Origin of the sequence: Colwellia hornerae, from assembly GCF_007954355.1 — a bacterium.
Classification (GTDB): Bacteria; Pseudomonadota; Gammaproteobacteria; order Enterobacterales; family Alteromonadaceae; genus Colwellia_A; species Colwellia_A hornerae.
The window spans coordinates 54249-79536 of sequence record NZ_VOLR01000009.1 but is presented as its reverse complement, the minus strand read 5'-3'; the positions used below and the strand labels follow the sequence as shown (position 1 = coordinate 79536).

Sequence of the window (25288 nt, the reverse complement as noted above, 5' to 3'; positions counted from 1 at the left end):
ATTTTACTTGAACCAACAATAACTATTGACTAATACATTGTTTTAATTAAGATTCAGTCGAATGCTAAGCAACATTCTCTGTAAATATAGGGATAATTACGAGTTAGGCACGCAATGACTCTTAGTAATGCCATTTTGGCAAATCAATTTAAGGATAAATTATCAGTATGAATAAATTAGTCGTTTTTTTTGGAATATTAATCTTTCTTAATGGTTGCGGCGGTGGTTCATCATCTACTTCCTCTGCAACAACGAAAAACAATGTCCCTGTTGTTAGTTTGCTTGCTAGCAACCAGACTATTTTTGGTTTAGATACAATTGAGCTATCAGGTACCGCTACCGATGCAGATGGTGACCTACTGTCATATGTTTGGAAACAAACCTCACCGATGGATACTGCAGTTGATCTATCACAAGTTAACGGCTCAGGAAGTTTCTCAATACGAATACCCGATGTGGCGGTCCAAACGACCTTTACTTTTACCTTGGCAGTAAGTGATGGCAAATCAACAAGCACAAAAAGTATCAATATTGTAACGAGTGTCTTACCGCCTTTTAGTCTGTCATTGATAAGCCATGATCTTCAGGTTAATGAGTTTGAAGAGGCGATTATTAAATTACATTATGAAAATGCTAGGGGCGAAGTATCTTTATCAACAATTCTTTCTGGAGATGGATTTGTTAATGATGAAACTACGGTGGTGAAAAAAGACGGATCTCAAGGAATAATTTCGTTAACTATTAATAACGTGCTACGCCAAATGCTGTTGAGTCTAACTATCACCGCAACAGATAGCGTAGAGACGGTCTCTGTAGTGGAAATACAGGTTGAAGTATTTAATACTTCGATATTGAGGAAAATAGCTATGATTAACGTCATTAAAAATAGTTACGACGCTATCCTCAATGCTGAAGAAGAGCGTAAAGTGATTGAGTCTTTAAGTAACCTTGCTTTTTACAGCGGAGAGGTCGCTTTTAGCGAAAAAAATAACTTTATCGCTAAGGTTGGCCCGATGTTTGACCAGAATTTAGCTTTATTGATTAGAGCTGAGTTTGACCAATTCGAAACAGACCAACAGCAATATATTAACGAAGAATTAGTGGATTTAAAATTGGTATCATTTCATGCAAACATGGCGAACTACATTGAACCTATAAATGCGATTATTGCTGAGGTGTCTATCTTGTCTAATACCGTTGAATTAACACTGGGTGATTATTATTTTATTGAGCAAGATAATATACTTTCTCAGTTTTGGGGCAATAGTTCACTTGGCTCTCAAGGTGACAAATGGGCTTTTTCTAATGATTTTCAATACTTGACTGATGTTATTTTCCCTGATGATCAGATTTGCACTGCAGTAAACTAAAAAGGATTTTAATATGTTTAACAAAATAACCGTAGCCACATTTTGTGTGTTTATAATTAGTATGTCAGCAGTTGCTGATGATATTCGCTTAATAGTCTCAGTGAAACCTTTAAGTGAAAAATTAAGTATATTTAGCTCGCAAAGTGAAAGGGTATCCCTAACCCAACAAAGCAATAAGCGTGTTTGCTTAAAAACACTTAATGCTAATATTGAAATCTGCTTGCCTAACTTTGCCACAGAACAAAAAAATCACACCATTAAAGCGCAAGCTTTATTAAATCAACGTTCGTATATTCCAATTAACATAGATAAAAACGGTGCAACTAACGCAGATGTCATAAACACACTTCAAGCTACAGGTTGGTTCACAACAGTAGAAAAAGATGTGGTAATAAAAAGCACGGGTACTGTGAACGATGATCCTAACTATTTACTGCAAACTTATCTTGGCGCTAATCTTGATGTTCAGGGGATCACAACGGGATTGGTTGGACATAACTTTATTGATGCATGGCAACTTCTTGGCGATCATGAAAATAAAGTTATTGCCGTGGTGCTCGATTCTGGCTTCTATCGAAATACCTCAGAAATGCCTTTTGACTCCGGCTACAGCTTTGTCAGTATAAATGATGAAACTCCAAACAGTGATTATAAACCAGCATTTGAGGCTGAAATTGCCTGTAACGCACATGGATTAGCTGTTGCTGCAACAATTGCAGCACAAGAAAATAATGCTCAAGAAATTGTAGGTGCATTTGGCAAGAAAAGTAAGTTAGAAGTTCATCCGATAAGGGTAATGTCTTGTGGTACAGGAACGCTTTATGATGTTTCACAAGGACTACTTTATGCTGCAGCGCAAGCTGTAGATGAAACTTCTACGCCAGGACTTGTTCGTTTATCACGCCCAGCAGATGTAGTAAATTTAAGTTTAGGTGGGCTTTCTGATTGTCCATCTTATATGCAAGAGGCTATAAACGCAGCCAATGAAGCCGGTGTAATGGTTGTTGTTGCAGCCGGCAATGATGGAATAAATGTCGAGTCATTCACGCCTGGTAACTGCTTAGGTGTTACGACAGTAGGTGCGTTAACTAGCAGCGGAGATAAAGCCTCTTTTAGTAACTATGGAGATCGCCTTGACTTTACTGCGCAAGGAATTGATATTATTTCGTTAACGGCAACCGAAGGTTCTGTTGGCTGGTGGGAAGGAACCAGTTTTTCATCTCCGTTAGTTGCCGCATCACTTTTATTAGCCAAGCAAGCGGCTCCCCATGCAGATACTGCATTACTGTCTCGGGCCGCTAAATTATCTACTTATGGTTTCAGTATGGACGCGAACAATTGTGCGACCTATGGCTGTGGCGCTGGTATTTTAGATACCAAAAAACTGGTAGAAGTAGCACTGAAAATTAATGATGGGGACATCAGTACCATTAGACACGCCTTGCTTGCCGAAACTGAATGTCAGCAAAAATGGTACGTAGATCACTTTGGCAAAAAAGCACGTTTGTGTGCTATGTATGAAGTTGATTTTTTTGCAAGTCTTACTCATGATGTGAACACTTTTGCGCTCTACCGGACTTTAAAGGGAGCGGAGTTTTTAGAAAGCACGGCTGAACAGATCTTGACAACTAAAGAAGGTAAAGTGCTGCTTGAAAGCATCGATTCAGACATGTATGACTACGCTTTTAAGTTTTGCTCGACATCAAGTGATGTATTAATTTGTGAGACCCAGTGGAACACCTTAGATACGTCCAATGCCACGGCACAAGCAAAGCCTGCTGTTTGCAATGAATAACCTTTGATTAACTGCAGGTGCCTCTCAATATTTTAAGATTGAGAGGCTTTTTTTTGATTGAATTTTAAGCATTTTAATCTTTTAGTAACATTTATCGGTATAAGCCAGTCTTAGTTATACTAGAGCTAGAAATACGCGTTTATTTCACTTGATAAAGACTAAAACTTAACGCGGCAACAGTTAATGTGCCATCGACTAATTCATCTGCTATCGTGCGAGGAAAAATTTTAACTGCGTTTATGCCTGAAAGACCTAAATTAACCGTTTTTGCCTTTTTTGCGGTATTAAAGACAATTACCATTTTATTACCGTTTTTAGTTGTACGAGATACCGCAAAAATACCTGGCTTATTATCAGCGTATAATAATTCTTGTTCGCCAAACCTTAGCGCTGGGTATTGATAATAGATATCCGCATATTCAGCAAAGGTTTGATAAAAAAGATGATTTTCATCAAAATTGTCATCTGCAGTGGTTTTGACATTTGCGAGTAAATCATCATCATTGTAGCTGTCTACCAAGGAAGGCATCATGTCTTGGCGAGAGTCTTTATCACCGCCATCACCAACAAAACCTTGCTCGTCGCCATAATAGACAATCGGCACACCACGCAAAAAGTAAACCATCGCTTGGGCTAACATGGTGCGCTGAATTATTTCTGCTTCGCTATAATTAAAATCACTACTTTTCAACATGCCAGCAAAACGTCCCATGTCATGGTTACCGGTAAAGTTAAGCAACTGGTGGGCATTACTGTCACTGTCTTTATAGTAATGATCGCGTTCGAACAACTCAACGAGCTTATGTGTTCCTTGTTGCTTAATTAAGGTATCTTGAAGCGCAAACTGCATTGAAAAATCAAGGACAGACTGCATTTTACCCACCGTAGTATAAGCACTTAATTCTTTACTGTCGCCACTATATACTTCACCAAACATAAAAAATTCTGGGATCCCAATCGCTTTTGCATGTGCAACGAGTGCTGGTGAAAATTCAGACCAAAACTCCATATTGACATGCTTTACGGTATCAATTCTAAAACCATCAGGTTTAAATTCGCTGATCACATTTTTGAATATCTCGGTCATGCCGGTAACCACTTCAGGTGAATTGGTATCAATATCATCTAAGCCACTAAAGTCGCCATATATTGAGTCTTCGCCTTCATAGGTGGTATCTCCTTGGTTGTGATAATACTTTTTATCATTTAGCCAGGCCGGAGATTTAAGGTTTTCTTGTCCCTTAGGGATAATCGCTTGATAAGTATCACCCGCTGCCACTTGAGCAAGTGTTTTATATAGACAGCCATCATTTTCTTTCATCAAATATTGCAAGCCATCTTCGCCGTGACATTCAACATACTTAATAACGTCAGCGGTGTGGTTAGTAATAATGTCAAAAAATACTTTTATATTCTCTTTATGTGCAGCGTTAATGAAGTTTTTTAAATCTTCATTACTGCCCAAATGTGGGTCAATCTCATTAAAATCTAAGATCCAATAACCATGGTAACCTGAAGAGTCGCCTTGGATGGCTTGATTACGCATAATCGGTGTTAACCAAATGGCGCTAATACCCATACCTTTTAAATAAGGCAGTTTAGCTTGTAAACCTTGAATATCACCACCGTGATACATGCCTTTGTCGGCTTTATCGAAACCACCAGCAGATATTATATCGGTCTTAGAGCCTAGATCATTATCAGTGTTGCCATTATAAAAGCGGTCTGGCATAACAAAGTAAAAAACTTCATCTTGTATATTTCGATTTAAATAATGAGGTAAATCGTCAGCATTTTTAAGTGATAAGGCTTTTACCTGAGTTAAGTTGGCTGATTGTTCTGTGTGAATTGGCTTAGTTTCATTACAAGCGCTAAGAAATAGGCCACTTAAGATAAGTAGCGCAATCTTTGATTTTTTCAAGGTGAATGTACTCTTTGTTATTATCATTATATTCTCATTCATTATGGTCTTCATTAAAATCAACATTATGGCTAAAACTAGCTCTTTGGCCTGGCTTTTTGCATCGCTTGTGCGAGTGATTTAACAGAATCTTTTTGCCAAAACTCAGTCATAGTGACAGGTAATTTTTGACGCCAGTTCGGGTGCTCATCGATAGTGCCGGGAATGTTGACTTGCTCTACAATCTCTAAGGCATCTTCTAAAGGAATAAGTTGGATATGGCTGGGCGCTTTCGCCATATATTTCTGCACGGCAATTGATAATTCAGTATTCATTACAGCCGGACTTTGTTGTGGCGCTTTTGTTACATCAATAACGTCTAAATCTGCTAAGGCTGCAACTAATAAGCTACGGTCTTCTATACGAGCCCCACGTTCTTGCTGGCCCATTTCCTCTGATGGATACAGATTCAATACTTGTCGCCAATGTAAGTCACGGCCAGTCCACCAACCGGTAAGGGTAGGTAAATCGTGTGTTGACACAGTTACCATAGATTGGGCTGGGTACAACTCCGGGCGTTTAAATAAACCAGACTCCCAACGCTCAAAAAATAGCACCTTGTATGATAGTAAACCTGCGGCTGCCATTATTTCACTAAAGCCATCGGGCACTGTCCCTAAGTCTTCACCGATAACCACACAGTCATTACGACGAGATTCAAGGGCAATAATGCGTAATATATCTTTAAATGGGAAGGTGATATAAACACCTTGATCGGCTTTCATGCCCGGCGCTACCCAATATTGGCGCATTAAACCTAAAATATGATCAATACGTAAAGCGCCAGCATATTGCATGTTACTGCGTAGTGCCTTTATTAACGGTAAATATCCTTGTTGTTGCAGTGCTACCGGGTTAATCGGCGTTAAACCCCAATCTTGCCCTAAGGTATTCATGGCATCGGGTGGAGCACCAACCGCTGCGCCAGACACATAAACATCTTTATCAGACCAAACATCAACGCCTGATCCGTCACAGCCAACCGCAAGGTCGAGATATAAACCAATTGGCATGCCTGCTTGTGCTGTTATCGCAGCGACATCCGTTAACTGGCGATGAGCTAGCCATTGCAAAAAGGCAAAGTAATCAAGACGTTTAGCATGTTGTTGTTGAAAAGCAGCTACTTGTGCTGAATGAGGTGATTGAAATTCACTTGGCCACATTTTCCAGCCATAAGCATTAAAATCAAGCTTTCTAAAATGCTCGTATAAAGCGTCAAAGGTGGTTAACAGTAATAAATCATCGCCTTGCTCGGCTTTAAAGTCGTTGAACTCCTGGTAGGACGCGCTTACCTTCTGGCCCTTGTTTGTTTGAATGAAGTCTGCAAAGAGTAATTCAATAATTTCAAATTTAACATCAGCAACGCCAGGGTAATCGATAAGTTCAGTGTTACGGACGAAGTTAACTTTTGCTTGAAATTCATCACTGTTAAAGCGTTGTTGAGCGGCCTTGCAGCTGGAAAAGTTAGGTACCTGAGTAACATCAATATACAAACTATTGAGAAAACAACGACTAGTTGGTGAATAAGGGCTGCGATGTGCGGGATTATTTTGATACAAGGGATGCAGCGGATTTAACCCTATAACCGTTGCGCCTTGCTCGGCAGATTTTTTAACCAGTGTTTTTAAATCACCAAAGTCGCCCATGCCCCAATTACTTTCACTTTTAAGTGAATATAACTGCGCAGCATATCCCCACATTTTTTCAGCTGAGGCTTCTTGTGGGCTATAACAAGTTTTAGGCGCAAAAATCAAATGACAACTTGCTGTTTGTTGGCCATAAGTCAACTTAAGTTTATGATAACCTTGTGCTAACAAAGGGAGTGTTAAGGAAAATTTTAGATATTCTTTATCGGCAAGCTGATTTTTTTCTTGGAAAATTAACTCGCTGACCAACACCTCACCCGTCAAGATTTCGCTTTGCTCAGTCGTTATCTGCCAAGCAACTTGTAAACTCTCATCGACCGCTAGGCTAATAATAATAGTGTGGCTGTCTTCTTCAAGCTTAGCAATATGGACGCCAGGCAACATTTTACGCCAGCTATCTTCTTGTAAGGCGGTAATACTGTTATTGATAGTATGGTCATTAGAGAGATCATAACCCATAGCACAAAGTAGGCTATGCCTAGCACCTTCATTTGCCGGTACTTGGTGTCCATAACTGTCAGTGTAACTACGGTGAAAGCCAACTAGGTCAGCAAGTTTTTCTATCAAATTCATAAGTTTAATACTCTATTCTTTTTGAGTGACTAAAGGAATACTTTTGCCAATGCTCGTGATGATTTTGTTATCTACGGTTCAACGGGTTAACGCAGAGTCGTATTGCTATTTGTCTTTTGGGCTATGTAAATACCGCAATACCACACAGCTATGTTCAGCAATGGTAATAGCGGGGTGGCGAATGTTTTTTGACGATTTTTTGTCAGCGTGACTGTCTTCTTGACTATCAACTGCGGTATCAATGAGTACTTGCCAGTAACCGTTAAGTGCTGGCAATAAGAAGGTGATACTGCGCTGATGAGCATTAAAAATAACCAGTAGGGCATCGTCTTGCTGATGTTCAGCAGTAGATGAACGCTCGGTATTGGCTAACATCATTGCAAAGCACTTGATGGATTGATCATGCCAATTGTCTTTGGTCATCGCTTTACCGTGACAATTTAACCAACTGATATCAGCTAAACCGGTATGTTCGCTTACTTTAAGGCCGTGTTGATAATGTGTTCTGTTTAATAACGGATGTGCTTTTCGCAGGGCAATTAATTTTTTAACAAAGTCTGACTCTTGCTGTGCTTGTGGACTTTGCCAATCTAGCCAAGATATTTCATTATCTTGGCAGTAAGCATTATTGTTACCGTGCTGACTATTATTGAGTTCATCGCCACTGAGTAACATCGGCGTGCCTTGAGCAATAAAGAGGGTGGTCAGTAAGTTGCGTTTTTGCTGGCGGCGTAACAGACTAATTCTACAATTATTGCTTGGGCCTTCAGCGCCTAAGTTATTACTAAAATTACTGTTATGGCCGTCATGATTTTGTTCGCCGTTCGCCTTGTTTTGTTTGTTATTAAAACTGACTAAATCGGTTAAGGTAAAACCATCATGTGAAGTAATAAAATTAACACTGGCACTAGGTCGACGACTCGGCTGTTCAAAGATGTCACTTGAGCCGTGTAAACGTTTAGCAAACTCTGCAACTAAACCTTGTTCACCACGCCAGAAACGTCGACAAGAATCACGGAAACGGTCGTTTAGCTCTAACCAGCTATTGGGAAAACGGCCTAGTTGATAGCCGCCATGACCAACATCCCAAGGTTCGGCAATAAGTTTAACTCTTGATAAGATAGGATCTTGTCTAATACTGGTAAAAAAGTGATTGTTGGCTTTAAAATCAGGTGCATCACGCCCAAGTACTGGCGCTAAGTCGAAACGAAAACCGTCAATACCCATGATTTCAACCCAGTAGCGCAAACTGTCAGTGATCAGTTGAATAACACGAGGGTGCTGGACATTAATGGTATTGCCGCACCCTGAAAAGTTCTCATAATAGCGTTTATTTGCTGGGTGTAAACGATAATAGCTGGCATTGTCTATGCCTTTAAAACTCAGTGTTTGACCAAGTTCATCACCTTCGGCCGTATGGTTATAAACCACATCAAGAATAACTTCGATACCGGCTTCATGGTAAGTTTCAACCATAGAACGAAACTCGCCAACTTCGCCTGAATGGCAATAGGCAGCATGCGGAACAAAAAATGAAATGGTGTTATAGCCCCAGTAATTAGTTAACCCTTTGTCTTGCACAAAGTCCTCATTAATAAACTGTTGTACCGGTAGCAGTTCAATACTGGTTACCCCTAAAGATTTTAGGTACTGACAGACTTTATTGTTAGCAAGACCGGCAAACGTACCGCGTAGCTCAATCGGCACATCGGGGTTTTGCTGGGTAAAGCCTTTTACATGTAATTCATAAAGAATGGTGTCGCGACGACGAACTTGTGGATGCGTTTGGCTAAACAGTAACGGTGAAACAACCACACACTTTGGCATAGTCGCCGCATTATCACGATTATCAAAGGTTAAATCTTTTTGGGTGCTTTTTAAATCATAGCTAAAATTAAGTTCGCTGCGAGTAAACGTACCGTGCAACTTTTTAGCATATGGGTCTAACAATAATTTATTAGCATTAAAACGATGGCCGTTATGTGGTTCAAAAGGACCATATACGCGGTAGCCATATAAATAACCTTCGGCGATGTCTGCAACGAAACCATGCCAAACATCATCGGTAAACTCTGGTAATTCAATGCGCTGTAGCTCACGTTTACCGTCACTGGAAAATAGACAAAGCTCTACTTTTGTTGCATGTGCAGAAAAAAGGGCAAAGTTACAGCCCCGACCACTTTTAGCCAGTGAAGCGCCCATCGGATACGAACGCCCAGAGGTTACTTTATATAGGGTGTTAATTGCACAAGTTGTCATTGTTTATCCTCAAGGGGTAAACGTGCATCTTTGAGGATAAACATCGCTGTCGCTAATGGCGGTACAGTAATATCTATATAGTGTTGCTGACCTTGCCAAGCCAATTCTACACTGGGTAAAACACCTAGGTTCAAGGTGTTACTGCCGCCATAAATTTCAGCGTCCGAGTTAAGTAATTCGACGTACTCTCCCGATTTTGGTACCCCTAACTTAACGTTTTGATGGGTTTGTGAGGTAAAGTTACATACCACGACCACTGCATTCTCTTGGCCGTTATTACCAAAACGAATAAAGCTGTAAATTGAGTGTTCGCTGTTTTGATGATCTAACCAACTAAAACCTTCACTTTGGCAATCTTTTTCATAGAGCGCAGGTGTGTTGCAATAAACCTTATTTAACGCTTTAATCAGTCGCTGTACGCCACTGTGCCAGTGAATGTCAAGTTGATGCCAATCCAGTTGGTGATCATGATCCCACTCTTTACCTTGGGCAAATTCACAGCCCATAAATAGTAGCTTTTTACCAGGATGTGCCCACATAAAGCTGTAATAAGCGCGTATGTTGGCAAACTGTTGCCAAGCATCGCCAGGCATTTTTTGTAGAATAGAGCCTTTACCATGAACGACTTCGTCATGACTAAGTGGCAGAATAAAGTTTTCATCAAAGGCATAAACCAGACTAAAGCTAAGTTCGTTATGGTGATGGCAGCGATGCACAGATTCACGCTGCATGTATTGCAAGCTGTCGTTCATCCATCCCATATTCCATTTATAACCAAAGCCTAAACCGCCATCATGGGTCGGGCGAGAAACACCGGGCCATGACGTAGACTCTTCGGCAACAGAAAATGTACCAGGGTATTGTTGATAGAGTTCTTCGTTAAAACGTTTTAAAAAGTCGACAGCGGCTAAATTTTCTCGGCCTCCGTGGATGTTAGGGAGCCATTCATTTTCTTTGCGGCTGTAATCGAGATAAAGCATCGAGGCAACTGCGTCAACGCGAATGCCATCAACATGGTATTTATCTAACCAATGCAGGGCACTTGCTCGCAAAAAATTGGCCACTTCAACCCGCTCATAATTATAAATAAGGGTATTCCAGTCGGGGTGAAAACCTTGTCTTGGGTCTTCATGTTCAAAAAGATGAGTACCATCGAAGGTTGCTAAACCATGATCATCACTTGGAAAATGACCCGGTACCCAATCAATCAGTAAGCCTAAATTGGCTTGATGACAGGCATCCACAAAATACTGAAAGTCAGCTTCATTACCAAAGCGAGCAGTGGGTGCAAATAAGCCAACCGGTTGATATCCCCATGAACCATCGAATGGAAATTCACTGACTGGCATTAACTGAATATGGGTAAAGCCCATTGATAAAGTGTAAGGAATAAGCTGGTCAGCTATCTGACGGTAATTTAAAAATTCGTTATTTTTATCACGACGCCAAGAGCCTAAATGGACTTCATAAATTGAAATTGCTGCGTTTCTACTGTTACGTTTTTCACGTTTGGCTAACCAATCTTGGTCTTGCCATAGGTAATTGTCTTTCGCACTGATAATTGACGCTGTGTCAGGTCGGTATTGGGCTTGATTGCCATAAGGGTCGGCTTTAAATGGTAACGTGTTACCATTTTTGTCTTTGATCGCGTACTTATATTGTTGCCCAACTAACGCTTGTGGAATAAATATATTCCAATAGCCACTAGCAACATCGCCCAAGGCGATATTTTGCATGGCATGGCTACGTTCGTCCCAGTGATTAAAGTCTCCAAGCACAGAAACGTGGCTCGCATTAGGTGCCCAAACAGCAAACGAAACACCTTGAGTTTTTTGGCCATCAAGGTTTTTTATTTGCAGGTGAGCGCCTAATTTCTCGTAAGGTTTTTGATGATTACCTTGTTGCAACAGGTAAATATCTAGCTCCCCTAAGGTAGCTGAAAACTGATAAGGATCGTCAATTAACCATGATGCGTTTGCAGCGGTCAGCTTGAGTTTATAACCAAATAATCTTTTACGACGTAGCTTAAGTGAGTAAAGTCCACTGTGATGAACTTTCACCAAGCTACCTAATGATTTTATCTGTTCATTGTTATTAAGCTGCGCTGATTTTTTATTAGGAGATAAGGCCATTATCTCAACAGCGTCAATATCGTTAAGATGAGGAAAGTAGCAAGTGATCCGTAAATAACCGGTGTTTTGGTCAGCATTTAACCCTAAAACCTCGTAAGGTGTCTTATGGCAAGCGCTAACTAAAGCTTTGATGTCATTTACAGATAAACTCATATATTTTTCTCAGTTTTCTTAATAATTAAGGCTTAAACACTCGGTGTTAAAAACCAAATGTTTTTTACATAATCTTCAATTGAGCGATCAGAATTAAATTTACCCATCAACGCGGTATTTAAAATGGCCATTTTTGCCCAACGTTTTTTGTCTTGATAAGCGACACCTAAGGCTTGTTGAGCGTCACTGTAGCTTTCAAAATCAGCCAGCACTTTGTAGGGATCGCCACCTTCAAGGAAACTTTGTTTAATCGAAGATAATTCTCCCGCACGACCTGGCGTAAAGTAGTCAGTGTCTAGCCAGTCTAAACAGGCTTTAATTTCATTATTGGTTTCATAAAAGTGATAAGGGTTGTAGCCTTTGATATCTAGGGCTTTAACTTCATCAACGGTTAAGCCAAAGATGAAAATATTGTCGTCGCCAACTTCTTCAGCTATTTCAATGTTTGCGCCATCTAAAGTTCCAATGGTTACGGCACCGTTAAGGGCAAGCTTCATATTGCCCGTACCAGAGGCTTCTTTACCGGCTGTTGATATTTGCTCTGAAACATCGGCGGCTGGAATTATTTTTTCGGCTAAACTGACCCGATAGTTAGGTAAAAACACCACCTTTAATTTGTCTTGAATGCGGGTGTCATTATTGATTTTTTCAGCAATTTTATTGGTTGCGTAAATAATTTCTTTGGCTAACTGATAGCCCGGCGCTGCTTTTGCACCAAAGATAAATACCCTGGGTTGCATAGGTAAGTCAGGATCAGCCAATAAACGGCGGTATAGTGCTAAAATATGCAATAAATTTAGGTGCTGGCGTTTGTATTCATGAAGTCGTTTAATTTGGACATCAAAAATGGCCTCTGGGCTAACGTCTATACCGGTTAAGGTTTTAATTTCAGTAGTTAATGCCACTTTATTTTGATGTTTAATTGCCATGAACTTCTTTTGGAAACTGGCATTATCAGCAAGGGGTGATAAAGAAGATAAGCTGTTTAAGTTTTTAGCCCAGTCATCGTCAACGTGCTTTGATAGTAGTTCAGACAGTAATGGGTTACATGATTTCAACCAACGTCTTGGGGTAATACCATTAGTTACATTGGTTAATTTCTCTGGCCAAAGTTGGTTGAATTCTGGGAATAGATCTTTTTTTACTAAGTCAGAATGAATTTGAGCAACACCGTTGACTTTATGTGAAGTAATGACACATAAATGAGCCATACGCACCTTACGTTGTTCACCTTCTTCAATAATTGAAAGGCGAGCGCGCATTGCCTCGTTGTTTGGCCACATCGCATTCACTTCATCATTTAAAAATGCTTCGTTGATACGATATAAAATAGTTAAATGGCGTGGTAGTACGTGTTCAAATAATGAAACAGACCATTTTTCTAACGCTTCAGGTAACAAGGTGTGGTTAGTATAAGAAAACACTTTACCGGCTAATTGCCAGGCGTTTTGCCATGAGAAGTCATACTCATCAAGTAATACTCGCATTAACTCTAAAATGGCAATGGTAGGGTGGGTATCATTTAATTGGATCGCTACTTTGTCAGCAAAATTTCTACTAGTTGCTTGGGTAAGTGGACCAAATTGCAGCTGATAACGACTAATAATGTCTTTAATGGAACATGCACAGAAAAAATACTGTTGAATAAAGCGTAATTCATTACCCGCATCGTGTTCGTCATTAGGATAAAGGACTTTAGAAACAGTTTCAGCATTGACTTGATCGTGGTGCGCTTGTAGATAGTCGCCCTGGTTAAGCGTATCCCAATCAAAGGCAGAATCTGCGCGACATTCCCATAAGCGTAAAGCATTTACGGTTGAGGAATTATAGCCAACAATAGGAATATCCCAAGGAACTCCTTTTAGCATTTTTCCTGCGCGCCAAACCGAGGTTAAACTACCGTCGGTTTGTGCTTGTTGTTCAACATAGCCATAAACAGGAATAAGCTGGGTAGCTTCAGGACGGCAAATTTCCCAAGGACTACCAAACTCACGCCACATATCAGGCTGTTCTATTTGGTGTCCGTCTTTAAAACTTTGTTTGAATAAACCATGTTGGTAATGAATGCCGTAACCCATGGCGTTGTAATCAAGTGTCGCTAACGAATCAAGAAAACATGCGGCTAAACGGCCTAATCCACCATTACCTAGGGCTAAATCAGCCCCTTCTTCACATAAATCGGCTAAATCAAAACCAAGCGATTTAAGGGCCTTTTCGGTGCTTTTATATAAATTTAAATTATGTAAGTTGTTAGAAAGTAGTCGGCCCATCAAATACTCAAGTGACAGGTAGTTAATACTTTTAGTCGCTGATTTTGCTTGTTGAACCTTACTTGCTTGCAGTTTATCAATAATAATTTCATTAAGTGCCAGTGATGTCGCTTGCCAATAAGCCTGCTTGTTTTGTGGTGTATTTTTGTAAGCGTCTTCACAAATAACGCGATCACCTAAAGTACTGTTCAAATGGTGCTGAATGCGTTTTTTCAAGTCTGTGGCGCTAATAATAGCGGCGCTGCTTTTTATATTTTTATTTATCATAATCAATTTTTATTATCAAAAACCGTCTTGTTCATTGCCGACGTTTTGATTTATTTCCTGTTTATTTAAAATCTGTGGCGTATATATAGGACTTTATTCATCCTTATTTTTCATTTGCATCAGTAGTACGAATTCTTTCCACAATAAATAACGTGATGATTAAATTATGCCGATGTTAGAAATTAGAGCAATAAACTACATACGTATGCATGATGGATTTATGCACTATTTGCCATGCATACGTATGCATTTTGATGATTATTAGCGCTTAATGAAAAGTTCAGGGTAATGACTAACTTCCTACCATTAAAATTTAATGAAAGTCGGCGTTAATCTGCTGAGTAATTTTTTGCTTTGCCCTTAATAAGGTATACAAGGATAGGGGGCTAAGTTAGTATCTAAGCAGTATATTTATAAATAAGTTATTGGTTAATTTAATGGTTAAAGCTAAAAATACTTCGTTTGATATCGCCTATCGAGCGGGCGTTTCTCAGTCAACAGTTTCAAGAGCATTACGTAATAGTCCGCTAGTAAATGAAGAAACACGGCTACGTGTTCAAGCCATTGCCAAAGAACTTAATTACAAAGTAGATAAAAACGCCAGCAGTTTACGTACTCAACGTAGTGGCACCATTGCCTTGCTATTGTTTGAAGACCCAACCAACGATGACTCATTAATCAATCCTTTTTTTATGTCAATGTTAGGCAGTATTACCCGAGCCTGTGGTAACAAGGGCTATGATTTGTTAGTTTCTTTTCAGCAAATGAGCCACGATTGGCATGCTGACTTTGAAGATACTCGTAAAGCTGACGGGATAATATTGTTGGGTTACGGTGATTACACCGATTACGAAGAAAAGCTTATTCAGTTAATCGAGCAAGAAACACATTTTGTCCGTTGGGGGGCTGAAGTAAAAGACCTCGCAGTTGTTTCTGTCGGTTGCGATAACTTCCAAGGTGGCTATCAACTCACTGAGCATGTCATTAATAATAATCGCAAAAACTTTGCCTTTTTAGGTGGCGTCTCTTCAGGTTCTCCTGAATTTTTAGATCGATATTTAGGGCATTGTAAAGCGCTAACCGATCATAATTTAGTTATTAATACCCAACTTCAATTTGACGCGATTTCTACCGAAGAATCTGGCCATAACGCCGCATTAAATCTTATCAAAGGGGGTGAAAAATTTGATGCTATTATGGCGGCCAGTGATTTAATTGCGGTTGGTGCAATGCGAGCTTTGCAAGAACACAATATGCGCGTACCAGAAGATATAGCCGTGTTTGGTTTTGATGATATTCCGGTTGCTAGTTTTACTTTCCCGACCTTAACTACCGCCAAGCAAGATACGATGTTAGCAGGGGAGTTATTAGTAGATAAACTTTTAGCACTAGTGAACGGCGAAGAAGCAAAAACAGAGTTGATGGCAACCACACTTGTCGTACGTCAATCTTGTGGCAGTGGTCATTGATGTTTTATAGCGTTTATGTAGGTTAGGGGCAGCCCTAACCTACAAACAAAAGCGAGGAAATATTACTGGCTTTTTTCTTTAACAAAATAAACTGAAACAGCGCCTAGCACCATAGAGACACCCGCTAAGATAATAATATTTATTGCCTGGTTTTCAAAAACCGAATTTAATATCCAACCAGCAAAAATTCCTGAGATAATTTGTGGCGCGGCAATGGTAAAGTTAAAAATCCCCATGTATACCCCGGTTTTATTGGCAGGTAATGCGCCAGCAAGTATTGTGTAAGGCATTGCTAAAATAGCAGCCCAAGCAATTCCGACACCCATCATAGGAATAAATAAGGTAACTGCGCCTTGTGGTACCGTGATTTCAGTGATCAATAAATTGACTAAAGTCGGCTCAGGGTTATTGATAAACATAAAGCTTAAATAACCTAAGCCACCGGCGAGTAAGGAAAACGAGTAAACCGCTTTTCGGCCAAAGGTATTGGCAAGCTTGGCGATCACAATTGAGAAAAAGGCAGCAAATAAAGAATATGCGGCAAACAAAATACCTACCCAGTCACCGGCAGCGCCTTTTGCCGCGGCAATATCATTGGGAATTCCCCCAACAGAGCTAATATAAACTGGGTCAAACCACTTTACGTCTATGCCCCAAACCTGTTGAGCAATGGCTGGCATGGTATAAACCCACATAATGAATAAAGAAAACCAAGAGAAAAACTGCACCAGTGCTAAACGTTTCATCACCTCTGGCATCGTTTTCATTAAGCCAACGAAGTCAGTTAATTTTTCTATTATCGATTTTTCAATGGCTTGTTCTTTGGCAACTTCTTCAGCGTCCATTCCTTTGAACTCATAATACTCTTTAGGTGAATATTCTTTGGTTTTAAAAACCGTCCATAGCACTGAGCCTAATAAAACCGTAGCGCCAATATAAAATGCCCACACAACCGATGGAGCAATACTGCCTTGCTGTGAGGTATTCTCTAAACCAACAACATTAGTCAGAACAAATGGCAATATAGAGCCGATAACCGCACCAATATTAATCAAAAAGGCTTGAATAGCGTAACCCTTGTTCATTTGATTATCGGGCACCATATCAGACACAAGTGCTCTAAAGGGTTGGAAAGCGATATTAAAAGAAGCGTCCATAACCGCTAACATCATCGCACCAAAAATCATTGGCGTAATAACAGAGACAAATAATGGCGCATTTGGCATTAATAACATACCGACCGTTGCGCATATGGCACCGATTAAGATATAGGGATTACGGCGACCAAATTTATTCCACGTTTTGTCTGAGGCTGCGCCAACGAGGGGTTGAATAAGCAAACCCATAATAGGAGCAACCAGCCAGAATAAAGATAAAGAGTGCAGGTCAGCCCCCAAGTCTGAAAGTATTCGACTGACATTAGCGTTTTGTAAAGCAAAGCCAAATTGAACGCCCAAAAAGCCGAAGCTAACATTCCATATTTGCCAAAAACTGAGTTGAGGTTTGTTTTTCATTTATTATTTTTCTTATGAGAGTAACGCACGATGAAGTTATATAATCACAACCGAAAAATTGACACAACAAATTACATACGTATTCAGCCTGATATAAAGAGAAGATATTATTGCCCGAGCAAGGTCAACGTTATTATTTAAATTATCGATAAAGGTAAATTATCGCTAAACAGCTGTTTTTTTCGCATACTTGCCGATTAATTAAACATAAAGAAGAAATAGTAAAATTAGTGCTTTACAAATGTTATTGCAGGTCTTAATATCTGCCCCGTCTTGAAGCAAGCAATTGTTTTGAGACATTCAGGTGAGATGGCTGAGTGGTCGAAAGCACTGGTCTTGAAAACCAGCAAGGGTTTATAGCCCTTCTAGAGTTCAAATCTCTATCTCACCGCCAAACAAAGAAAAACCGCTAATTGAAAGATTAGCGGTTTTTTGCATTTTAAAGTTAGAAATTATAAACAAAGGGTTTATAGCACTAAACCTTCGAGTAGCGTTCAAATCTCTACCTCACCGCCAAACAAAGAAAAACCGCTAATCGAAAGATTAGCGGTTTTTTGCATTTAAAAAGTTATAAATTATAAACAAAGGGTTTATAGCACTAAACCTTCGAGTAGCGTTCAAATCCCACTCTCACCGCCAAACAAAGAAAAACCGCTAATCGAAAGATTAGCGGTTTTTTGCTTTTGGAGAGTTATAAATTATAAAAAAGGCTTTATAGCGCTAATCCTTTAACCCACCGCTAAATATAGAAAACTGCTAATCGAAAGATTAGTGGATAATATTGACTAGCAGTGCCACCAAATTTTATTTAGCCTTGCCAGCCAATTACATTTTAGTTTGCCACCATCAATTCTTTAAACCAACATAAAGCTGATGTTAGCTTTTTAGTTACTAAAGACTAGACAAAGCCAAGATCAAAAAAGGCCCACTTTGATACGATATAAAGGCCACGCTAACTTTGCAACTGGGGAGACATTTAAATTACAAAAGCTGAATTAGACTCAAGTAGTGTTGATTATTTAGTATAAATATCTAAAAGCCTTTATTTATATGGGGTAGCAAAGGATACTTAATCAGTAGGTCGCCAGTTCGACTTTGGCTGTTGGCACCATTCATTCTCTAACGAGAAGAAACGAAACCTTAGCAGCAATGTTAAGGTTTTTTTCGTCTGGATTTTGTTGTTCATTTATATACATGGACAAGTTGTAAACTTCTAACTAAATCAGTAGCCAGCATAAGTCCAGCATAAGTCCAGTATATTTCAACGAACCTGACCCCGCAGGTTTATTAGTTAGATTTTAGTGTCTGGTTTATCGGGGGAAGAATAACCATAAACGAACATTGAATGGAGGTGTTTATACTGTAACCCAATGTTCTTTTTCTAACGTAAAAAATCAACAATCGCATTCTTTACGTCTGTAATCGCAGCTAAACTAAAATGATCTGCTTCCTTAAACTCCAAATACACACTTTCTGGTAGTTTCTCTGCCAACTTGACTCCTTGTCCTAATACTAGATCCTTTCCACCACTAATAATCATTGTTGGAGTATCAATACTAGAAATATCTTCTATTGATAAATGTTGCGTATCGCCTTTCAAAAGTGCTAAAAGCGCCTGCCTATTGGCACCACTTTGATTAACGAAATTCCAGTACGCGGCGATATGTTCAGGCAAATGATGAGGATATGTGTCGCTAGAAATAGCTAAAAATAGATCTATAGAACTCTGTTTTAATGCAGAAGAAGAGGTCAGCCCGAATAGGCTATCTCCTGTAGCTACTAAAACGGCTCTAGAAAAACGGTCAGGATGTGAATGAATTAAATGTAGTGTCAGTGCACTACCAAGCGAATACCCTATAATTGAAGCTCTTTTAATTTTTAGCTCATCCATTACTGCCAGAATATCACTTGTCAAATTATGAGTTCCATAGGAGCTAGGATCTAGAGGTTTATCACTTAGCCCATGAGCTCTCAGATCAAGACCAACAACTCGCATGTTATTGTCAGTTAATTTGTCGACCCAAGAAAAATTCGAAAAGTTATATTTAAAGCTAACGGCAATGCCATGGACTAAAATTACAGGTTCGCCTTTACCATGTTGTTCATAATAAATGAATATATCTTTATTTTTACAATAAGGCATTTTAAGAGACTCTCCTAGATAACTTTGATAACTCGCACACGTTTGAAACTACTGCAAATTAAAATTCAAGATGAGTTTAAGATACTTTCAACCTAAAGTCAGGTAAATGACCATTATGAATAGGTAGTTACGTCAAAGCACCAGCTATGAGCCTACCATACAAAAAACGCTACCTATTTAGCTTGAGAAGACCATTTCCTTAATAAAAAAACGATCTGACAAGAGACTGTTTAGATATGTTAACGATAAATTATTTGCATTATGTTTTCTAATGTTAAGTTTTAAATAATCAGATTTGAATTGTAGATCAGCCTTTCAATGAAGAGTTACAAAATCACCAAATTTATAACCTATTGATGATACATTAGCAAAAAGGTAAAGTTATAATATTTATAATAAGTTAGCGGAAATTTCAGCCACAAAAATGGAATTCATCTCGTTAATATAGCTGTTATGTGCACAGTAAATAACTAAGAGGTATAAATATGGATTTAAATTTTTGGCATCAAATATGGGAAAAAAATCATATCGGATTTCACGAAGGGCAAGCTAACTCTCTATTAGTTGAATATATAAATGAGCTTTTATTGGCTGAAGGTTGCCGTATATTTTTACCTTTATGTGGTAAATCTCTCGACATTGCTTGGTTGCTTTCTAAAGGTTATCGTGTAGCAGGGGCTGAGCTGAATAAGTGTGCAGTCGAACAGCTATTCTTTGAACTTGGAGTCGAGCCAAATATTTCTAAATTAGGAAATATATACTGCTACAGTGCAGAAAATATAGATATATTTGTAGGTGATATTTTCGATTTATGTGGTGAAACACTAGGCTTCGTTGATGCAATTTATGATAGAGCCGCTCTGGTTGCTTTGCCAGATGAAATACGTGAGAAATATAGATTACATTTACTTGAAATTACAGGTGTTTCACCACAGCTTCTAATTACATTTGAATATGATCAAAAATTGTTGAAAGGCCCTCCTTTCTCTATTAGTGATGATGACGTTAAGCAGTATTATGTGGATAGTTATGAGTTGAGTCTTCTCAAAAAAATAGACGTACCTGGTGGCCTAAAAGGAAAATGTGATGCTAGTGAAAATATTTGGCTGTTGTCGAACATCTGAAAAAATCTCTATTAGTCACTTGCCAATGTTAATAAAGATACGAAAGAAGACGTCATTGAGTAACAAGGTTGTCAGCACTTCCGAGCTACAACTTGCTAATAATCTGCAATAAACTCAAATGATTGATGAGATGATAGTGTTCGATTATTTTACAATTACACATGACAAGTATTCACGTTTTATTTATTTTATTGATTTTGTTGGCTATTATTTTGTTGGCTTGATTTATGCTAATTCAAGGAAGGTGATGAAGTTTCACTTTTAGCAATTACCTTTCAAATTTGTTGTAACAGGATTAAAGGAATATCAAATGAAATTAAAATTTATAAAGACTGCATTAATAAGCTTATTATTCTCAACAGGTTGCTTTATTAATGTAGCAAATGCTGGCTTAATCGCACTCGATTCGACAAGAGGTACAGGAAACCAAGGTTATGGTGGTTCTCTTGCTATGTATTTTGATGTTACATCAGCTATTAATGTTACCGAATTAGGTGCCTTTGATAGTGGTTTTGATGGATTCGATTCAGAGATTCAAGTAGGAATTTTTGACCGTAACACTAATTTAATGGTCACTGAAATTGCAACATTCCTTGGCACTTCAAATACATTAATGGGAAACAGCCGATTTTTCAATATTGCTGACGTTACCTTGGGTGTAGGTAGTTATGCAATAGTTGCTAGGGGTTTTAATGATACAGATAAAAATGGTAACGCCGGCCCATCCGGTACAGCAGCCCCAACCATTAACAATGGAAGTGGATTGATTCAATTTGTAGGTGGTGGTTATTATGGTGGTAATAGCATAAATGATTTTGCTTTAACTACTGATAGTGGTACACCAAATAGATATGATGCGGGAACATTTATTTACACTAAAGTAACTGAACCATCCACGCTTGCAATTTTTGGCTTGGCTCTTGTTGGTTTAGCATCACGTCGATTTAAGAAACAATCTTAATATAGGTTTTTTAATATTTGATTCTAGAAAAACATCGATTAAAATAATTGGTACTTTTTTTCTGGGGGTTGGTAACTGGAAAAATCGACATAACTAGGCTCAAATTTATAGTTGCTTTAAGCAAAATTTTATTTTCGCAAAAGTGTCCGCTGTTAGTGATTTGTTATCGTAAAGTACCACCATAAACTAATGTCCGCAGTTGGCTAGTTGAAGAAGTCTCTAATGATCACTAGCTTAATGTTAACAAAGATACGATTATAGTCCTTTCACTAATTCATTTTTATGGCTTCTCTGTGATGACAACTGCCATTAGTAATTATTCCCCGATGGCTCTTATGTTCGATGAGCGATCATTAAGAATTTGAGGACACCCGTGCTTTTGAATGTTGAGAATGTTTTAATGTAAAATAAAGTAATACCATCATTAACCTCAACCAGTTTCATGGTGGAAGACAGCCTAAAATAAATAATTACAAGGGATATCGCACAGTCATATGAAGACTATTATTACTTTACTATGGATATTATCTTTCTCATCTCTATGTTCTGCTAAAGATAAAAGAGAACCCCGTGAAAGTATCAGAATTATAGGTGTGGAAAATTCCAATCCATTTAGTTTTACACTTCCAGATGGCACAACTACAGGACTTTACCTTGAATATTGGCGCCTTTGGTCAAAATCAAATAACATTCCCATAGAAATAGTCATGCAACCATTCGATGTTGCAATGGATACAATAAAAAATAAAGGTGCCGTAATTCAGGGCGTTTTCATTAATGATGAAAGAAAACAATGGGCTGATTTTTCAAATCCTATTCATAGTATTGAAACAGGAATCATTTTCAGCAATAAGTATTCCAAAGATATTAAACTATCAGAATTATCAGGTGCTAAGATTGCTGTTCAAGCTGAGAGTTACCAGGTAAGTTATATCGCTGAAAAATACCCTTCACTCAATCTCATAGAGTATGAAAACACTTCAGACGGTATTAAAAAATTATTTAATAATGAAGTTGATGCCGTTATTGGAGAAATACCTAATTTAAAAATCGAATTAACGATATTAAGACTAGATGGTGTATATACCATATCGGATGAAGTGTTATTAAATAATACAGTCCATGCAGCTTTAGCTAAAGAACAACCTAGTTTATTGAAAATAATAAATGAGGGTATCAATAATATACCAATACAGTCATTGATTGAATTAGAAGAAAAGTGGCTACCAACCACAAAGCCTTATTTTAGTAATCTCGCATCACTTACTAGTTTAACTCTGGCAGAAAGAAAATGGTTACAACAACTTCCTGCGCTAAGATTAGGCGTAGATTCATGGTATCCGTTTGAGTATTTTAATGACAAAGGTGATTTTTCGGGGCTCTCTGCCGATTATATTGAATACATAAAAAATAGTCTTTCTTTAACCATTGAAGCTGATAAAAATTATAGCTGGGCTGAATCGCTCGCTGCGATTAAATATAATAAAATTGATGTTATTTCGGCCATTGTTAGAACGCCAGAACGTGAAAAGTCGATGCTTTTTACCAACCCATACATTTCAGCACCCACGGTACTTGTTTCCCGTAAAAATGGATTTAATGCGGATTCGTTAGCGAGTTTAAAAGGGCGAACCATTGGTATTGTCGCTGAGAATGCCGTGTTGGGTTTTGTTGCCTCTGACTACCCTGAAATAATAATAATACCTGTGGATTCAACCATCGATGGACTGCAAAAATTAAGTGATGATAAATTAGACGCCTTTCTCGGTGATATTTCTTTTGTCAATTTCACTATTAATGAAGAGCAATTTGCTGATCTCATTATCACCGGTTTTTCACCCTATAACTTAGAAGTTTCTATGGCAGTGAGAACTGAGTTAGAGCCACTTGTAGGCATTCTCAATAAGGTTTTCCTGAGTATAAGTGAGAAAGAAAAAGCTGATATTGCTAATAATTGGTTAGCGGTAAAGATACAAAAGGGTATAAAAATATCAACCGTTGTTCTTTGGGTATTACCCATAGCCTCATTTCTAATGATGATTGTTATTTTAATATTTGTCCGTTTGAACCGAAAGCTCACCCTTGAAATTATTGAAAATGCAGAGCATCATGAGCAACTAGAACGAATGGCTCATTACGACGTACTCACCAATCTGCCTAACCGTGTATTACTGGCAGACCAACTAAACCAAGCGATAGCGGTGTGTAAGCGTCGCAATAATTCAGTGGCGGTTGCCTTTATGGATCTAGATGGTTTTAAAGCCGTCAATGACAAGTTCGGACATAGTGTGGGTGATGAACTACTCCTTGCAGTATCGCAACGTATGAAAGAGGCTTTGCGTGAAGGTGATACGCTAGCCAGGATTGGCGGCGATGAATTTATCGCAGTAATGGCTGATTTGGAAGGCATCGAAGGTAGTGTGCCCGTAGTAAAAAGGTTACTAAAGGCCGCTGCTGAGCCTGTGGTAATAGGTGATGACGTAATTCAAGTTTCAGCAAGTATTGGTATTACGCTGCATCCTCAAGACGGTACAGACTCAGAACAACTTATGCGTCATGCCGACCAAGCCATGTATATGGCGAAGAAAGCAGGTAAAAACGGTTATCATGTCTTCGATACCGAACAAGAGAATGCAAGCAAGGTTCGAGAAGAAAGTATAGGCGATGTTAGCTCAGCTTTGGCACAAAAAGAGTTTGTATTGCACTACCAGCCAAAAGTAAATATGCGTACTGGCGAGGTGATAGGTGTAGAAGCCTTAATCCGCTGGCAGCATCCGGTGCGTGGTTTAGTCCCGCCCTTAGAATTTTTACCCGCTATAGAAGGTCATGTAATGAGTCTTGACCTTGGTGAGTGGGTTATAAGCAGTGCATTGAGCCAAATAAGCCAATGGCAAAGCATGGGCCTAAATATACCAATCAGCGTCAATATTAGCGCTTTTCAACTAACTCAAAAGAACTTCTCAGAACGCTTAGCATTATTATTGGCGCTTCATCCTGAAGTAAATTCGTGCTCCCTAGAATTAGAAATCCTCGAAACTACGGCCTTAAGTGACATAGCCCAAGTATCTTCTACGATGGCTAAATGCCATGGGCTTGGTGTTCGCTTTGCCTTCGATGACTTTGGTACTGGCTATTCGTCGCTAACTTATCTTAAACAACTACCCGCATATTTAATTAAAATAGACCAGAGCTTCGTGCGCGATATGTTAGAAGACGCCGACGACTTAGCGATTATTGAGGGTGTTGTTGGTTTGGCTAATGCATTCAAGCGTGAAGTCATTGCTGAGGGTGTCGAGACAGTTGCGCATGGCGTGGCGCTTCTAAAGCTTGGTTGTGAAAAGGCGCAAGGTTATGGCATAGCCCGCTCTATGCCTGGTAGTGATATTCCCGATTGGATAGCTAGCTGGAAAACGGATGATTCTTGGCAGGTTGAAAGTCCCATTGATGGGCAAAGTGGTACCGACGGTTTTGACTAAATATTTATCCCTAAAATAGTACATATGTATGGCAGCATTCTTTGACCGATCCATCAAAGCGCTAATGACACTAATGTCTGATAAGCAGACCTAAGCATAATGTATGCTTAGGTCTGCTTATCGCGTATCAGTTGACCTAACATTTCGCCTATAGCTAAGGTCAGCAAGGCACTTTG

General features: G+C 38.9%; 13 protein-coding genes and 1 tRNA gene. 7 read left to right on the top strand and 7 right to left on the bottom strand.

Going from position 1 to position 25288, the window contains the following annotated elements:
- Positions 1–167 precede the first annotated feature (167 nt).
- Both ESZ26_RS08065 and ESZ26_RS08060 read left to right on the top strand, forming a co-directional pair.
- The gene (locus ESZ26_RS08065; protein WP_146799232.1) at positions 168–1370 is read left to right on the top strand and encodes a PKD domain-containing protein; all 1203 of its coding nucleotides are present in this window, start codon (positions 168–170) and stop codon (positions 1368–1370) included.
- 13 nt (positions 1371–1383) lie between these two features.
- A complete protein-coding gene (locus ESZ26_RS08060) occupies positions 1384–3165 on the top strand; it encodes a S8 family serine peptidase (protein WP_146799231.1) in 1782 nt (593 codons plus the stop codon).
- Between the two features lie 139 nt (positions 3166–3304).
- Here ESZ26_RS08060 and ESZ26_RS08055 read toward each other — a convergent pair whose 3' ends face one another.
- The 5 genes from ESZ26_RS08055 to ESZ26_RS08035 form a co-directional block, all read right to left on the bottom strand.
- The gene (locus ESZ26_RS08055) at positions 3305–5086 is read right to left on the bottom strand and encodes an alpha-amylase family glycosyl hydrolase (protein ID WP_223271581.1); all 1782 of its coding nucleotides are present in this window, start codon (positions 5084–5086) and stop codon (positions 3305–3307) included.
- A gap of 77 nt (positions 5087–5163) precedes the next feature.
- A complete protein-coding gene (gene malQ, locus ESZ26_RS08050) occupies positions 5164–7344 on the bottom strand; it encodes a 4-alpha-glucanotransferase (RefSeq protein WP_146799229.1) in 2181 nt (726 codons plus the stop codon).
- A gap of 105 nt (positions 7345–7449) precedes the next feature.
- The gene (gene glgX / locus ESZ26_RS08045) at positions 7450–9603 is read right to left on the bottom strand and encodes a glycogen debranching protein GlgX (RefSeq protein ID WP_211361208.1); all 2154 of its coding nucleotides are present in this window, start codon (positions 9601–9603) and stop codon (positions 7450–7452) included.
- Positions 9600–11888: a 1,4-alpha-glucan branching protein GlgB gene (gene glgB / locus ESZ26_RS08040; protein ID WP_146799228.1), complete on the bottom strand. Its 2289-nt coding sequence runs from the start codon at positions 11886–11888 to the stop codon at positions 9600–9602. The genes glgX and glgB overlap by 4 nt, the downstream gene beginning before the upstream one ends.
- A gap of 32 nt (positions 11889–11920) precedes the next feature.
- Positions 11921–14425, bottom strand: a complete 2505-nt coding sequence (locus ESZ26_RS08035) for a glycogen/starch/alpha-glucan phosphorylase (protein WP_146799227.1) — start codon at positions 14423–14425, stop codon at positions 11921–11923.
- A gap of 437 nt (positions 14426–14862) precedes the next feature.
- On the opposite strand from ESZ26_RS08035, the gene ESZ26_RS08030 reads away from it, so the two are divergent.
- Positions 14863–15894, top strand: coding sequence for a LacI family DNA-binding transcriptional regulator (locus tag ESZ26_RS08030; RefSeq protein ID WP_146799226.1), 1032 nt, complete (start codon positions 14863–14865; stop codon positions 15892–15894).
- Positions 15895–15956: 62 nt separating this feature from the next.
- Here ESZ26_RS08030 and ESZ26_RS08025 read toward each other — a convergent pair whose 3' ends face one another.
- The gene (locus ESZ26_RS08025) at positions 15957–17408 is read right to left on the bottom strand and encodes an MFS transporter (RefSeq protein ID WP_146799225.1); all 1452 of its coding nucleotides are present in this window, start codon (positions 17406–17408) and stop codon (positions 15957–15959) included.
- A gap of 303 nt (positions 17409–17711) precedes the next feature.
- Between ESZ26_RS08025 and ESZ26_RS08020 the strand changes: the two genes are divergently transcribed.
- Positions 17712–17802, top strand: a tRNA-Ser gene (locus tag ESZ26_RS08020).
- A 987-nt stretch (positions 17803–18789) separates the two neighbouring features.
- On the opposite strand, the gene ESZ26_RS08015 is transcribed toward ESZ26_RS08020, so the two are convergent.
- On the bottom strand, positions 18790–19551 hold the full coding sequence (locus ESZ26_RS08015) for an alpha/beta fold hydrolase (RefSeq protein ID WP_146799224.1): 762 nt from the start codon (positions 19549–19551) through the stop codon (positions 18790–18792).
- Between the two features lie 485 nt (positions 19552–20036).
- Between ESZ26_RS08015 and tmpT the strand changes: the two genes are divergently transcribed.
- The 3 genes from tmpT to ESZ26_RS08000 all read left to right on the top strand — a co-directional run bounded on the left by tmpT (position 20037) and on the right by ESZ26_RS08000 (position 25112).
- On the top strand, positions 20037–20675 hold the full coding sequence (tmpT, locus tag ESZ26_RS08010) for a thiopurine S-methyltransferase (RefSeq protein WP_146799223.1): 639 nt from the start codon (positions 20037–20039) through the stop codon (positions 20673–20675).
- Between the two features lie 310 nt (positions 20676–20985).
- On the top strand, positions 20986–21636 hold the full coding sequence (locus tag ESZ26_RS08005) for a PEP-CTERM sorting domain-containing protein (RefSeq protein ID WP_146799222.1): 651 nt from the start codon (positions 20986–20988) through the stop codon (positions 21634–21636).
- 494 nt (positions 21637–22130) lie between these two features.
- Positions 22131–25112 (top strand): EAL domain-containing protein, encoded by a 2982-nt coding sequence (locus ESZ26_RS08000; protein WP_146799221.1) that lies wholly within the window; start codon positions 22131–22133, stop codon positions 25110–25112.
- Positions 25113–25288: the final 176 nt, after the last annotated feature.